This is a genomic window from Mycobacterium sp. (assembly GCF_050701675.1).
Lineage (GTDB): Bacteria > Actinomycetota > Actinomycetes > Mycobacteriales > Mycobacteriaceae > Mycobacterium.
Map to the genome: position 1 here is coordinate 1 of NZ_JBOGDD010000067.1, position 12,991 is coordinate 12,991.

Sequence of the window (12,991 nt, forward strand, 5' to 3'; positions counted from 1 at the left end):
GCGGTCACCCGACACCGAGGAGCTGAGCCGGTTGAGCACCACTCCGGCCACGCCGGCCAGGACACCCGCGCCGATGAACCCGATCGTCACCAGGGACAGTCGACGCCCGGGATCGGGTGCCTGCTGATTCGTCGGAGTCTCGGCGGCCTTCGGATCGGTGATGCGGCCCGAGACGAGGAACCGCAGCACCAGCACGCCGCACACCGTGCCGATGAGCGTCGGCAGCACGTCGACGGCGGACGCGCCTGAACGGCTCAGCACCGCTGCGCATCCGGCGAGGCCCGCCAGCGCGATCGCGATGCTGCCCAACGGTATTCGACGTGTCTCGTATTGCGCCGTGAGCGCGGCTATCACGCCGATCACGACCAGGATCACGACAGTGAGGAACAACTTGTCGGACGTGCCGAACAGCTGGATGGCCCATTCCTTGACCGGGCCGGGCGTGAGATCGATGACGGTAGAGCCGATGGCGGTTCTCGAGTCGGCCTGCGGCCCGAAGGCGACCGCCGTCAGTTGGGCCACACCGAGGGCGACTGCCGCGGCGGCGACGCCGACCAGTCCGCTCGGGCGGGGCGGAGCCTCTTTGCCCACAAAGGGCGGGTGATCAGCCGTTTGGGCCATGCGACCACGGTACCGAGATGTCGACCCGAAAGGCTTACCGGAAAGTGACGTCGGCTAGGTTGCTTTACATTCTGACCTCAATGTGAAAAGTACCTCAGCGGAAAGGGAACTAGATGGAGATCTCGGGCAAGAAGGCGATCATCGTCGGCGGTGCGTCGGGTTTCGGGCGGGCCACTGCCGAATCACTCGCGGCGCGCGGAGCGAACGTGGCGATCCTCGATCGGCCGCAGTCCGACGGCAAGGACGTCGCCGCCGGGATCGGGGCGGCCTTCCACGAGGTCGACGTGACTGACTTCGCAGGCACCGAGGAGGTGCTGCAGCAGGCGATCGACGGTCTCGGCGGACTCCACGTCATCGTGACCACCGCGGGCGGCGGCATCGGCGAACGCACCATCAAGAAGGACGGCCCGCACAGCCTGGACTCCTTCCGGGCCACCATCGACCTCAACCTCGTCGGCAGCTTCAACATCAGCAGGCTGGCGGCGTTCCACATGAGCAAGAACGATCCGGTGGATGATGAGGCCGAGGAGCGCGGCGTCATCATCAACACGGCCTCGATCGCGGCGTTCGAGGGCCAAATCGGGCAGGTGGCCTACACCGCGTCCAAGGCAGGCATCGCTGGCATGTGCCTGACGATGGCCCGCGATCTGGGCAGCCTGGGCATCCGCGTGCTCGCGATCGCGCCGAGCCTCTTCGCCACCGGCCTCACCAAGGGCATTCCCGACGAGTTCGCCAGCGCGCTGACCAAGGATGCGGCATTCCCCAAGCGGCTCGGCAAGCCGGAGGAGTACGCCAAGTTGGCGCTGGCGATCGTGGACAACCCGATGCTCAACGGGCAGTGCATTCGTCTTGACGCGGGACAGCGCTTCGCCCCCAAGTAAGGTGATTTCGGCGCGGAAAACCGCGCTCGACGCGGCTTTCCGCGCCGAAATCGCAGGGGAGGGATCCGATGGCGACCATCGCGACTCAGATGATCACCGCCTTGGCGCGAAGCGGTGTCCAACGCGTCTACGGGTTGCCCGGGGACAGCCTCAACGGTTTCACCGACGCGATCCGTCGCTCGAAGGAGATCAGCTGGCAGCACGTCCGGCACGAAGAGACGGCGGCGTTCGCCGCGGCCGCCGAGGCAGCACTCACCGGCCAGCTGGCCGTCTGCGCCGGAAGCTGCGGACCGGGAAACCTGCATCTGATCAACGGGCTGTTCGACGCGCAACGGAGCAAGGTCCCGGTGCTGGCCTTCGCCGCGCACATCCCGCGCAGCGAGATCGGTTCGGACTACTTCCAGGAAACCCACCCGCAGGACCTCTTCACCGAATGCAGCGTCTACTGCGAGCTGATCAGCACTCCCGAGATGGCTCCACGCATCCTGGAGATGGCGATGCGCGCGGCGATCGAGGAGAACGGCGTCGCGGTGGTCGTCGTTCCCGGCGAGGTCTTCCTGGCGCAGGCCGCGGAGTCGGGCTGGCTCACCAAGCCGATCCTGCCCACCCGATCGGTGGTGCGACCGGACGACGAGGGTCTGCGCCGGGCGGCGGAGATCCTCAACGCGGGCGAGCGGGTCACCATCCTCGGTGGCGCCGGGGTGGCCGGTGCACACGACGCGCTGATCCGCCTGGCGGGCACCCTGAACGCACCGGTCGTGCATGCGCTGCGTGGCAAGGAGTTCATCGAGTACGACAACCCGTTCGACGTCGGCATGACGGGCCTGCTCGGGTTCGCGTCGGGCTATAAGGCCATCAAGGAAGCGGACACCCTGCTGATGCTGGGCACCGACTTTCCGTACCAGCAGTTCTATCCGGACAACGCCCGCATCGTGCAGGTCGACCTCCGAGGAAGAAACCTGGGCCGCCGCACACCGATCGACCTCGGCCTCGTCGGCACGGTCGCGGACACGCTGGAGGCGCTCGCGCCGTTGCTCGTCCAGAAGCCGTCCCGCGAGCACCTCGACCGCTCGCTGCGTCACTACGCCAAGACGCGCAAGAACATGGACGGGCTGGCGGTAAACGACCGCGATAAGAGTCCGATCCGTCCTGAATACGTTGCGGGACTTGCCAATCGGCTTGCCGCCGACGATGCCGTGTTCACCGTCGACGTCGGATCGCCTGTCGTGTGGGCCGCCAGATACCTGCACATGAACGGCAGGCGACGGCTCGTCGGCTCGTTCAATCACGGCACCATGGCGTGTGCGCTACCTCACGCGATCGGTGCGCAGACGGCCTTTCCTGGCAGGCAGGTGGTCGCGTTCGCCGGCGACGGCGGGTTGACCATGATGTTCGGTGAGCTGATCACGCTGCTGCAGAACAAGCTGCCGGTGAAGGTGATCGTCTTCAACAACTCGTCGCTGAACTTCGTCGAGTTGGAGATGAAGGCGGCGGGCATCGTCAACTTCGGCACCGAACTCGTCAACCCCGACTTCGCGGCGGTCGGGCGGGCGATGGGGGCGTTCGGGCGTCGCGTCGAGCACCCCGGTGACCTGGAGCAGGCGTTGACGGACGCGTTCGCTCACGACGGACCTGCCGTCGTGGACGTGGTCACGGCCCGGCAGGAGCTGTCGATCCCGCCCGCCATCAGTGCCGAACAGGCGAAGGGCTTCTCGCTGTACGCGATCCGGACCATCATGGCGGGACGCGCCGATGAGTTGCTCGACTTGGTCACCACCAACGTGGCGCGCCGGCTTCTGGACTGACGTTTCACGCAGGGCGAGGCACCGCGGCCTTCGCTCCCTGTCCGATCCACGACGGGATCGCGCGTCTCACGTCGGACGGACCGGACACCGCAACGCTTCCATCGAGCAGCGCATGGGACCAGTCGACGTCGCCGCGCCAGATCCGGGTGAGCGTCAACAAGCTGGCCTCCACCGTGCCCGCCACCTCGTACCCGGGATCGAAGTCGCAGACGTCGGCCCGCCCGTCGGCCATCACCAGCCACCACCGCGACGCCCTGGCGGCCACCCCGGTGAGATGAAAGGCGACGGTGGTGCGTGAACGCGGCCACTCGTCGATCGGAACGGTCCGACGGATGTCCCACATCAGCAGGTGCGGGTCGAGGTCGGCCTCGCCCAGCTCACCTATCCAGCGGATGCCCCACCGGCCGAGGGCGTCGACCACCTCGCTGAGTTCCTGCCCGCACTGGGTCAGTGAATAGGCGGTGCGGCCGTCGATCTCCGACCGTTCCACCACGCCGGCGCGCGTCAGCGCCTTGAGTCGTTTGGACAACAGCGCGGGCGACATCTTCGGGACGCCGCGGCGAAGATCGTTGAAATGCCGACTGCCAAGGAGCAACTCGCGCACGACGAGAAGCGTCCATCGCTCGTCGAGCAGTTCCATGGCCTTCGACATGGGACAGAACTGGCCGTATCCGGACACGTCGTCACCTCCAGCCGTCCCGCACGGACAAAGAAGCCCAGTACAGACATAGAACCAGTGCCGGTACAGATCTGTAACTAGATCGCCGACATCGTTCGGCGCGACGATGGCGGCACCAACCTCGAAGGAGCAGTGATGACCGCCGTCGTGCAAGACCGCGAACTCGAATCCAAGCACCGGGCGCTGTGGGCGCTGGGTGACTACCGGACCATCGCCGACGAACTGGTGGCGCCGTTGGGACCGACTCTGGTCGCGGCCACGGGTGTCGGCGACGGTCACCGCGTTCTCGACGTGGCTGCGGGAACCGGTAACGCCGCGATCGTCGCAGCGGCCGCAGGGGCCGCGGTCGTCGCGACCGACCTGTGTCCCCGGCTGCTGGAGCAGGGTCGCGCGAGCGCCACGCAGCGGGGGATCGCGCTGGAATGGCGCGAGGCCAACGCGGAGGCACTGCCCTTCGAGGACGGCGAGTTCGACGCCGTGATGTCGTGCATCGGGGTGATGTTCGCGCCGCACCATCGGCAGGCCGCCGACGAGCTGGTCCGGGTGTGTCGACCCGGCGGGACGATCGGCGTGCTCAGCTGGACGCCCGAAGGATTCATCGGCAAGCTGTTCGCCACCATGAAGCCGTACGTGGCGCCCGCGCCCGCCGGCGTGTCGGCGCCGCCGTTGTGGGGGAGCGAGGACCACGTCCGGGGCCTTCTTGGAGACCGGGTCTGCGACGTGGTGACCGAGCGGCGGGGCCTGCCCGTCGACCGCTTCGCCGACGGTGAACAGTTCCGTGACTACTTCAAGGCCAACTACGGCCCGACGATTGCGGCGTACCGCGGCCTCGGCGATGACTCCCAGCGGGTGGCGGCCCTCGACGCCGACATCGCCCGCCTCGGCGACGAGGCGCTGGCCGGGTCGCTGACCATGGACTGGGAGTACCTCCTGGTGGTCGCGACGAAGCGCTGACCGGTTCGCCACTGGGCGGGCGATCCGGGATGAGCCTCTGTCTGCGAGTTGGCCCACATTTGCCGACGTCTTTCGGCGGGGTGGAATTGAATCCAGGTTTGCGGAGTTCGTCTAGGTAACTACCCAGAAGACGATCGAGGAGCCCACCCCATGTCCGTTCAGTTGAAGACCAATGCTCTACTGGCGGGCATGGCCACCGGCGGGCTGATCGCAGCCGGTCTCATTGGCCTCGGCGCGCCCACCGCATCCGCTGCGTCCGGATGTTCCGACGTAGAGGTCGTATTCGCCCGTGGCACCGCCGAACCCGCGGGTGTCGGCCGTGAGGGCCAGGCGTTCGTCGACGCGCTCAAGGGCGACGTCAAGGGCAAGACCGTCGGTGTGTACGCAGTGAACTACCCCGCATCGTATGACTTCATGCAGGCCACGGCGGGCGCCAACGACGCCAGCGCCCACGTCCAGGCCACGGCGGCGGCCTGCCCGGGTACCAAGATCGTGCTCGGTGGCTACTCGCAGGGCGCGGCCGTGATCGACGGAATCACCGGGGACCCGAGCGCGCTGTTCGGCCTGGGCCAGCCGATGCCCGCCGAGGTGGCGAATCACGTTGCCGCCGTGGCCGTGTTCGGCAATCCATTGAATCGCTTCGGTGGTTCGCTGACCGCGTTGAGCCCCTTGTACGGCGCCAAGACCATCGACCTCTGCAACGGAGCCGATCCGGTGTGCTCCTCCGGCGACGATCGCCCCGCGCACAGCCTCTACGTCGAGTCCGGATTGACCAGCCAGGCAGCGAGTTTCGCCGCCGATCGCATCAAGAGCGGCCCAGTTCCCTCCAACGCTTAACCCGCGGCGCCGATGGCCGTCGTCACCCGCAGGAGCCGTCGCCCGACCGCGGCGACCCTTCGAGCGTCCAGGCGCGGCCGAACGGCGAGCGGATGGACCGCGACGATGAGGGTCACGGCGCCGCGGTGGTCGAAGACCGGCGCGGCGATCGTGGCTATCGGGCGCGGATCGGGTGCCTCTTCGTCGGTGAACCCGATCATGGTCTCGGCCAGTAGCTGATCCATGATCTGGCGCACGTGCGCCGGTATGCCGTCGCGTTCGAGAGCCCCCATCAACTGGGCCGTCTGCGCGAGGGCGGGCGTGGTGAGATCGACGTCGTAGCCGCGATCGCGGGTCCGGGCGAGCGCCTGAGCGAGATTGTCGGCCAGCGCAGCGTTGGAGGCCGCCGTCCGCTGAATCCAGGCCCGTTGGCCATCCGCCGTGTCCCACGCCGCGAAGGCGACGCCAAACGGCGGGGCATACGGGATCCGCTCTCCCGGACGAGCAGTCGGCGCAGAGGGTTCGGCGCCCTCGTAGGCCGTGATCACTAGCGAGTCACCGTGCCGTTCGAGCACCGAGGCCGGGTAGCCGAGCTCGGCCGATAGTTCGATGGCGGCAGCGCGGGCGGCGTGCGCCAGCGAACGCGTGGCATCGGCCCGATCGGCCACCGCGGCCAGTGCGGGCCCGAGCGAGAAGGTCTTGTCGACGGGATCACGGGTCACCCACCCGCGATCCCACATCGTCTTCAGGATCGCGTGCACGGTGGCCTGCGTCAGGTCGAGTTCTCTTGCGACGTCGGAGAACCGGAGCCGCTCGTTGCCGGGCCTTGCGAGCAGCTCCACGATGGCCAGTACGCGTTCCGTTGGCGCTGACGTCGAACCTCTAATGCTTGACTCCCAGCTTTCAGTCGGCATACCGTCGGGCGAGCAAGTCGATATGTCGAAAGTATTTCTCGATTATTCGATAAATACAAGGCGGATGAAACACGAGCCGAAGGACGGTCTGGATGCTGGATCCGCTGCCCAGCGTCGGACAGATCGTCACCCTCGACGGCGTTCCCGACGCGCTCGACCGGGCCCGCAAGTCCGAGGGGCCGCCGCGGATCGTGGTCCACCCGGGGAATGCAGGAGACCTGACGTGACCGAACGCGAAGATCGCCAGGACATCTCGGAGGTGCTCCTGCGTTACGCCACCGGTATCGACCGTCGGGACTGGCCGCTGTTCCGCACCGCCTTCACCGACGACTGCGAATTGGACTACGGCGAGATCGGCACATGGCACGGTGTCGACGCCGTCACCGAGTTCATGGAGACCTCGCACGCGATGGCGGGCCACACCATGCACCGACTGACCAACCAGGTCATCACGGTCGACGGCGACCGGGCCGCGTCGCGCACCTACGTCGACGGCCTCATCATGTTCGGCGAGGCCGGCTCCGGCGTTAACGCGATCGGCTTCTACGACGACGAGATCGTCAGGACCGACGGCGGCTGGCGAATCGCCCGCCGTCGCTTCACCCCGGTGCGCGTCAGCGCGGTAGGAGACGGCTCGTGAGCTTTGCCGAGAAGTACGGACCGTGGGCGGTCGTCGCGGGCGCCTCCGACGGGGTCGGTGCCGCGTTCGCCGAGGGTCTGGCCGAGCGCGGCGTCAACGTCGTGCTGCTGGCCCGACGGCAAGCCGTGCTCGACGAGGTCGCTGCGGGGATCGAAACCAGGACCGGTATTCAAACTCGAACTGTGGCAGTCGATCTCGCGCAGTCCGGCGCAAGCAAGGTGGTCGCCGACGCCACCGTGGACCTCGACGTGGGGTTCCTGGTCTACTGCGCGGGCGCGGACCCGAACTTCCAGCCGTTTCTGGCCAACCCGGTGTCGACCGCCGAGGCCATGATTCAACGGAACTGCACCGTCCCCGTGCAGTTGAGTCACCACTTCGCTCCTGCGATGGTCGAGCGCGGCAGCGGTGGCATCGTCGTCATCGGTTCCGGCGCTGGATTCGTCGGCGCGCCGAACATGGTCGCGTATGGCGCGACGAAGGCATTCGACATGGTCTTCGCCGAAGCCTTGTGGGGTGAGCTCCACGACGAGGGAGTCGACGTGCTCGGGCTCATTCTCGGCAAGACGGACACCCCTGCCCTGCGACGGTTGGAGCGGGAGATGGGAACGACGGCCACGGAGGACGAGCCGCCAGCGGACGCCGCGACCGTTGAGGAAGTCGTGGCAGCGGCGTTCGAGAACCTGAGCAACGGACCCACGCACCTGGTCGGTGAGGCCATGCGGGCCGGCATGCAGATGTTGACCTCGCTGCCGCGCAACGATGCCGTGCAGCTGATGATCGCCGCCAGCGCCGCATCGATGGGACATGGAAGTAGCTGAACGGCAACGACTTCGGCAATATCGCCCGCGACCGGACGGCCTTGGCGCGACGATGTCAGCCATGCCCGATGACGCCCCGACCCTGACCGACGAAGACCAGACGGCGCTGCAGGGCTGGGTGCGGGCCGCTGGCCTTGGGTCGGAGGTGACCGACGTCGAGCCGCTGACGGGCGGCAGCCAGAACATCGTGGTGCGGTTGCGCATCGACGATCGCCCGATGGTGTTGCGCCGCCCGCCTCAACACCCCCGTCCGACGAGCGATAAGACGATGCTCCGCGAGATCGCGGTCTTGAAGACGCTGGCGGGTACCCCAGTGCCACATCCCGGATTCATCAGGGGCTGTGAGGACCTCGACGTACTCGGCGTGGTGTTCTATCTCATGGAGGAGGTCGACGGCTTCAATCCGGGCAACGAGATGGCGCAGGCCTACGTCGACGATCCGATCATGCGGCACGACGTCGGCCCGTCCTACGCGGCCAGCTTGGCGCAGCTGGGCAAGGTTGAGTGGGCGGGCAGCCCGCTGGCGGCGATCCGGCGGCCGGGATCCTTTCTGGCCCGCCAGGTTCCGCAGTTCCTCGGCCTGCTTGGGAGTTACCGCCACGACGCGTACGACCCAGGGTCGCTGCCCGCAGTGAACGAGCTGGCCGGGTGGCTGGAGGCCAACCGCCCTCCCGACGGCCAGCCGGGAATCATGCACGGCGACTGCCACCTCAACAACGTCCTGCTGCGTCGTGATCGCCCCGAGCTCGCGGCCTTCATCGATTGGGAGATGTGCACGGTCGGGGATCCGCTTCTCGACCTCGGCTGGATGATGGTGTGCTGGCCGGCCGAACCCAACACCATCGACGCGGGCGCGGCACTCGCCCAGCTCGGCGGCCTCGCGAGTCGACGCGAACTGCTCGACGCCTATGCGGCGGCGGGTGGACGCAGCACGTCGCGGCTCGATTGGTACGTGGCCCTGGCCTGTTTCAAGTTGGGCATCGTCATCGAGGGGACCTGGTCCCGCTATCTGGCCGGACAGGCCAGCAGGGAAGCCGGGGAGCGGCTGCACGATTCGGCGGCGTCGCTGATCGAGTTGGGCACCCGGGTGACCACGGGCGACAATCCGTTCGTGTGACCGTCAGCGATAGGTGTCGAAGCCGAGTTTCACCGCGAGCGCCATGCCCGCGACGGCGATCATCAGTCGCAACGGTGTTGCCGGGGCGCGCCTGACGATGATCGGTCCCAGCCGCGAGCCGACCAGGCACCCGAGGCCGAGCGGCACCAACGCCAGCCAGTCGATGGGGGCGAACACGACGAAGATCACTGCCGCAACGGTGTTCGCGATTCCGAGCACCACGTTCTTGGTGGCGTTGGCGTGGGGGAGGGATTCGCTGCCCGTGCGTAGGAAGAGGGCGAGCATCAGCACGCCTGCCGCGGCGCCGAAGAACCCGCCGTACACGCAGATCACCAGGATGGCCACACCCTCCAACACCGGTCGGTGGCGATGGGCGCCGTCCCGGCGGTCGCGTTGAGGCAGCGCGATCAGCACGGCCGACGCGGCGAGCAGCACCGGCACGACGTTCTCGAAGCCCTCCGAGGGGATGGACAACAGCAGCGTGGCGCCCGCCGCGCCGCCGACCACCGCAACCGGGATCAATCGCGTCAGCGCTGTGCGCTGGCCGCGCAACTCCGGTAGCGACCCCGAGATGGATCCGATCCCGTTGAAGACCAGCGCGACGGTGTTGGTCACGTTCGCTGCCACCGGCGGCAGCCCGACGAGAAGAAGAGCCGGATAGGTGGACACCGACGCCAGCCCGGCGATACTGCCTGCCAGGCCACCAACGATGCCGGCGACGAAGAGAAGTGCCGCGTCCAACCAGTTCACGCTTTCCACCAACACCACGGCGCCATCGGCGATGAACCCTAGTGGAGATGCCACGACCGAGCGTGGTTGCGTCCGCTGCCGCGGGACGTCTAGCATCGCCTTCGTGCCGAAGCGACTCGTAGTAGCAACCCACAGCGGGGTCTGATTCAGACCGACCCCTCGCTGTGGGTCGTTGCTACACCGTCGGTCGATTCCTCTGACAAGAGAAGACCGGCACATGACTTCCACTACTTCGACGCAATCCGCCATCGGCGCGGCCCCCTCGTTCGCGGCCCAATTCGGCTCACCGCTGCCGCGGGAGCTACGCGCTGAAGCCGATTCGATGTCCACCGATGCGTTCCACGCGAAGTACACCCCGTCGTCGGGTCCACTTCGGCTCGGCCAATGGCAATGCGCGGACCCCGAGCGGCCAGCAGGGCGGCTCGGCCCTCAGGCCCGCAACTATCAGGCCACCATCGCGGTCGGTGACCGCATCGGCACCTGCACCGCCGCGGCCACCGGACCCATCGCCGCGCTCACCGCGATGCTCCACGCCCGCGGCATCTCCGTCGAGATGCTGAAGTTCCACCAATTCCATGCGAACGGAGACACCGCGACGTTCATCCGCGGCACGGACGGCACCCGCGACGAGTGGGCGATGGGCTGGTCGGACGATCCAACGCAGTCGGCGCTGCGGGCGATGATCGCGTGCGCGAACCGCCTGCACCAGGGGGACTAGCCTGCGGACTGCGCTACCGGCGGGCAACGCAATCCGTCGACGAGCAGCTCGAGCAGGCGATCGCGCTGAGCGGGATCGCGGTCGGGTTGCTCACCGATCCATGCGATCGCCGCGGCCATGTCGAGCACGTCCTGCGGTCGGGTGTCGTCACGAAGGTCACCGTGGTGGACCGCGCGCTCCAACAGCGCGGTTCCCGCGTCCCGCGCAGCGCGACACGCGCTGTTCTCGCCTGCCTCGGACGGGCGGACCAACGTCTCGGCCAGGCCCTTGAAGACGTTGCCCTGTTCGATGTATGCGCTGAGCCAGGCATGCAGCGCGCGGACGGGATCGGCGTCGTTCAGCATCGTGAGCGCCAAGTCGCGGATGCCAAGTAGGCCGTCGTCGATGACGGCCACGACCAGCAGGTCCCTGGTGGGGAAGTGCCGATAGAGCGTGCCGGGCCCGACGCCAGCAGCCCGCGCGACGTCGTCGAGTGATGCGCTGACCCCGTGCTTGGTGAACGCCGAGCGGGCGGCCTCGACCAATTGCCTGCGGTTGCGTTCGGCGTCGGCCCGCAGCGGACGCGATGAGGTGCGGTCTCTCGGCACGGGCCCTCGTCCTTGATCGGCCATTGCTTGATCAGCCATTGACACCCACCTCCCAATAAGCGGAGACTATCTCCATATATGAAGCGGAGAACGTCTCCGTATTCTAGACGAAGGGTCACGACATGGAGATCACCGTGATGGCGTTCCCGGCGGCCGACGACCCAGCCGGCGTCGGGGGCCTGCTGTCCCAGATCGAGTCCGCAGCGGCGGCGGGTTTTCGGCGGGCGTGGGTACCCCAGCTGCCACCGGCTCCAGGTACCGCGAGCTGGGACACGCTCACGGTGCTCGGCATCGCAGGCGCGCAGACGCCTGACATCGAACTCGCCAGCGGCGTGGTCGTGGCCCACACCCAGCATCCGCTGACGCTGGCGCGACAGGCGCTCACCGTGTCGGCGGTGGTCGGCGGCAGGCTCACCCTGGGCATCGGCGTCGGTCACCGCTTCATGGTCACGGACATGTTCGGTTACTCCTATGACGCCCCTGCGGCCTATCTGCGGGAGTATCTCGAGGTCCTGGGACCTGCGCTCGCCGGTGAGCCCGTCGAGCACCACGGACCGCGGATCACCGCGGTCGGCCAGGTCGATCTGCCGACGGCGCCTGCGCCGCCGCTGGTGATCGCCGCGCTAGGACCCCGAATGCTCGACCTCGCCGGCGAACTCACCGACGGCACGGTGGCCACGTGGACCGGCCCGAGGGTCTTGGAGGAGCGCATCGTCCCGCGTATCAGCAAGGCCGCCAACGACTTCGGGCGTCCCACGCCGCAGATCGTGGTGGGTGTGCCGGTGATGGTCACCGACGACACCGAGTCGGCCAGGGCGACCGTCCTCGATGAGATGGGGCAGGCGGGGGAGTTCCCCGCCTACCGGGCCATCCTCGAAGCCGAGGGCGTGGACACCATCGCCGACGTCTGCCTGATCGGCGACGAGGAACACGTCGTCTCCCGACTCCGCCGGTTCGCCGACATCGGGGCGACCGAGTTCGTCGCCTCCCCGCACGGCGACGCAGCGATCCGGTCACGGACGGTGGCCCTGATGCAGTCGCTGTCCACCGATGCGGTATTGCGATCTGCCTGAGGCCTTCTCGGCCCGTTCGGTCAGCGCAACGGGCGCAGGATGATCGGCAGACCGTCCATCGGCACCGGCATGCCGCCGTAGTCCCACGTCTCCTGGTATCCGGGGCGCGCCGGTTCCAGCCGGTACTTGCGCAGCAGTCGGTGCATGATCGTCTTCACCTCGAGTTGGCCGAACGTCATGCCGATGCACTTGTGCGAGCCGCCGCCGAAGGGCGAGAAGGCGTAGCGATGCTTCTTGTGCTCGCTGCGCGGTTCGGCGAACCGGTCCGGATCGAACTTCATCGGGTCGGTCCAGAACTCCGGCAGCCGGTGGTTCAGGCCGGGATACGCGATGACGTTGGTGCCCGCGGGAATGTGGTAGCCGAGCAGATCCGTGTCACGCACCGCCCGCCGCATGGCCCACTGAACGGGCGTGACCAACCGGATCGACTCGTTCATGACGAGGTCGAGTGATTCGAGCTTCTCCAACGACTCGATGTCCACCGGCCCGTCGCCAAGGCGGTCGGACTCGTCGCGGCAGCGGTCCTGCCACTCGGGATTCTCGGCCAGGTAGTAGGCCATGGTGGTGGCCGTCGAGGTCGAGGTGTCGTGCGCGGCCATCATCAGGAAGATCATGTGG

Annotated in this window: 15 protein-coding genes and 1 pseudogene; 10 read left to right on the forward strand and 6 right to left on the reverse strand. The window is 67.6% G+C overall.

Translation table 11 applies throughout. The features are described 5' to 3' along the window. A pseudogene (locus ACRDUX_RS01960) lies at positions 1 to 621 on the reverse strand (molybdopterin-dependent oxidoreductase); the annotation flags it as partial. 113 nt (positions 622 to 734) lie between these two features. Between ACRDUX_RS01960 and ACRDUX_RS01965 the strand changes: the two are divergent. Continuing rightward, positions 735 to 1,502, forward strand: coding sequence for an SDR family NAD(P)-dependent oxidoreductase (locus ACRDUX_RS01965; RefSeq protein WP_526410491.1), 768 nt, complete (start codon positions 735 to 737; stop codon positions 1,500 to 1,502). A 68-nt stretch (positions 1,503 to 1,570) separates the two neighbouring features. Then, on the forward strand, positions 1,571 to 3,307 hold the full coding sequence (gene poxB, locus ACRDUX_RS01970; protein WP_526410493.1) for a ubiquinone-dependent pyruvate dehydrogenase: 1,737 nt from the start codon (positions 1,571 to 1,573) through the stop codon (positions 3,305 to 3,307). Between the two features lie 4 nt (positions 3,308 to 3,311). On the opposite strand, the gene ACRDUX_RS01975 is transcribed toward poxB, so the two are convergent. Next, positions 3,312 to 3,986 carry a winged helix-turn-helix transcriptional regulator gene (locus ACRDUX_RS01975; protein WP_526410495.1) on the reverse strand — a complete coding sequence of 225 codons (675 nt, stop codon included), beginning with the start codon at positions 3,984 to 3,986 and terminating at the stop codon, positions 3,312 to 3,314. Between the two features lie 135 nt (positions 3,987 to 4,121). Here ACRDUX_RS01975 and ACRDUX_RS01980 point away from each other — a divergent pair, with 135 nt between their 5' ends. Both ACRDUX_RS01980 and ACRDUX_RS01985 read left to right on the forward strand, forming a co-directional pair. Next, a complete protein-coding gene (locus ACRDUX_RS01980; RefSeq protein WP_526410497.1) occupies positions 4,122 to 4,940 on the forward strand; it encodes a methyltransferase domain-containing protein in 819 nt (272 codons plus the stop codon). Positions 4,941 to 5,090: 150 nt separating this feature from the next. Then, on the forward strand, positions 5,091 to 5,777 hold the full coding sequence (locus ACRDUX_RS01985) for a cutinase family protein (RefSeq protein WP_526410499.1): 687 nt from the start codon (positions 5,091 to 5,093) through the stop codon (positions 5,775 to 5,777). Here ACRDUX_RS01985 and ACRDUX_RS01990 read toward each other — a convergent pair. After that, positions 5,774 to 6,670 (reverse strand): IclR family transcriptional regulator, encoded by an 897-nt coding sequence (locus ACRDUX_RS01990; protein ID WP_526410501.1) that lies wholly within the window; start codon positions 6,668 to 6,670, stop codon positions 5,774 to 5,776. The genes ACRDUX_RS01985 and ACRDUX_RS01990 overlap by 4 nt on opposite strands. A 92-nt stretch (positions 6,671 to 6,762) precedes the next feature. Here ACRDUX_RS01990 and ACRDUX_RS01995 point away from each other — a divergent pair, with 92 nt between their 5' ends. From ACRDUX_RS01995 to ACRDUX_RS02010, 4 genes are all read left to right on the forward strand, one after another. Beyond that, on the forward strand, positions 6,763 to 6,897 hold the full coding sequence (locus tag ACRDUX_RS01995) for a hypothetical protein (protein WP_526410517.1): 135 nt from the start codon (positions 6,763 to 6,765) through the stop codon (positions 6,895 to 6,897). Further along, the gene (locus ACRDUX_RS02000) at positions 6,894 to 7,310 is read left to right on the forward strand and encodes a nuclear transport factor 2 family protein (protein ID WP_526410502.1); all 417 of its coding nucleotides are present in this window, start codon (positions 6,894 to 6,896) and stop codon (positions 7,308 to 7,310) included. The genes ACRDUX_RS01995 and ACRDUX_RS02000 overlap by 4 nt, the downstream gene beginning before the upstream one ends. Next, positions 7,307 to 8,128 (forward strand): SDR family NAD(P)-dependent oxidoreductase, encoded by an 822-nt coding sequence (locus ACRDUX_RS02005; RefSeq protein ID WP_526410504.1) that lies wholly within the window; start codon positions 7,307 to 7,309, stop codon positions 8,126 to 8,128. Before ACRDUX_RS02000 ends, ACRDUX_RS02005 begins: the two co-directional genes overlap by 4 nt. Positions 8,129 to 8,189: 61 nt before the next feature. Further along, positions 8,190 to 9,245, forward strand: a complete 1,056-nt coding sequence (locus ACRDUX_RS02010) for a phosphotransferase family protein (protein WP_526410506.1) — start codon at positions 8,190 to 8,192, stop codon at positions 9,243 to 9,245. A gap of 3 nt (positions 9,246 to 9,248) precedes the next feature. On the opposite strand, the gene ACRDUX_RS02015 is transcribed toward ACRDUX_RS02010, so the two are convergent. Next, the gene (locus ACRDUX_RS02015; protein WP_526410515.1) at positions 9,249 to 9,995 is read right to left on the reverse strand and encodes a sulfite exporter TauE/SafE family protein; all 747 of its coding nucleotides are present in this window, start codon (positions 9,993 to 9,995) and stop codon (positions 9,249 to 9,251) included. A gap of 217 nt (positions 9,996 to 10,212) precedes the next feature. Between ACRDUX_RS02015 and ACRDUX_RS02020 the strand changes: the two genes are divergently transcribed. Continuing rightward, complete coding sequence (locus ACRDUX_RS02020; protein ID WP_526410508.1) at positions 10,213 to 10,713, forward strand: homocitrate synthase; 501 nt, start codon at positions 10,213 to 10,215, stop codon at positions 10,711 to 10,713. Here the strand turns inward: ACRDUX_RS02020 and ACRDUX_RS02025 are convergent. Beyond that, positions 10,710 to 11,339: a TetR/AcrR family transcriptional regulator gene (locus tag ACRDUX_RS02025; protein ID WP_526410509.1), complete on the reverse strand. Its 630-nt coding sequence runs from the start codon at positions 11,337 to 11,339 to the stop codon at positions 10,710 to 10,712. The two genes, ACRDUX_RS02020 and ACRDUX_RS02025, sit on opposite strands and share 4 nt — an antisense overlap. 83 nt (positions 11,340 to 11,422) lie before the next feature. Here ACRDUX_RS02025 and ACRDUX_RS02030 point away from each other — a divergent pair, with 83 nt between their 5' ends. Beyond that, a complete protein-coding gene (locus tag ACRDUX_RS02030) occupies positions 11,423 to 12,373 on the forward strand; it encodes a TIGR03564 family F420-dependent LLM class oxidoreductase (protein ID WP_526410511.1) in 951 nt (316 codons plus the stop codon). Positions 12,374 to 12,393: 20 nt separating this feature from the next. On the opposite strand, the gene ACRDUX_RS02035 is transcribed toward ACRDUX_RS02030, so the two are convergent. Further along, a partial coding sequence (locus tag ACRDUX_RS02035; RefSeq protein ID WP_526410513.1) for a cytochrome P450 occupies positions 12,394 to 12,991 on the reverse strand: 598 nt, incomplete at its 5' end.

Coding starts and splice junctions, on each gene's coding strand:
- ACRDUX_RS01965 (WP_526410491.1), top strand. CDS start 735: ATGGAGATCTCGGGCAAGAAGGCGATCATCGTCGGCGGTGCGTCGGGT.
- poxB (WP_526410493.1), top strand. CDS start 1,571: ATGGCGACCATCGCGACTCAGATGATCACCGCCTTGGCGCGAAGCGGT.
- ACRDUX_RS01980 (WP_526410497.1), top strand. CDS start 4,122: ATGACCGCCGTCGTGCAAGACCGCGAACTCGAATCCAAGCACCGGGCG.
- ACRDUX_RS01985 (WP_526410499.1), top strand. CDS start 5,091: ATGTCCGTTCAGTTGAAGACCAATGCTCTACTGGCGGGCATGGCCACC.
- ACRDUX_RS01990 (WP_526410501.1), bottom strand. CDS start 6,670: ATGCCGACTGAAAGCTGGGAGTCAAGCATTAGAGGTTCGACGTCAGCG.
- ACRDUX_RS01995 (WP_526410517.1), top strand. CDS start 6,763: ATGCTGGATCCGCTGCCCAGCGTCGGACAGATCGTCACCCTCGACGGC.
- ACRDUX_RS02010 (WP_526410506.1), top strand. CDS start 8,190: ATGCCCGATGACGCCCCGACCCTGACCGACGAAGACCAGACGGCGCTG.
- ACRDUX_RS02020 (WP_526410508.1), top strand. CDS start 10,213: ATGACTTCCACTACTTCGACGCAATCCGCCATCGGCGCGGCCCCCTCG.
- ACRDUX_RS02025 (WP_526410509.1), bottom strand. CDS start 11,339: ATGGCTGATCAAGCAATGGCCGATCAAGGACGAGGGCCCGTGCCGAGA.
- ACRDUX_RS02030 (WP_526410511.1), top strand. CDS start 11,423: ATGGAGATCACCGTGATGGCGTTCCCGGCGGCCGACGACCCAGCCGGC.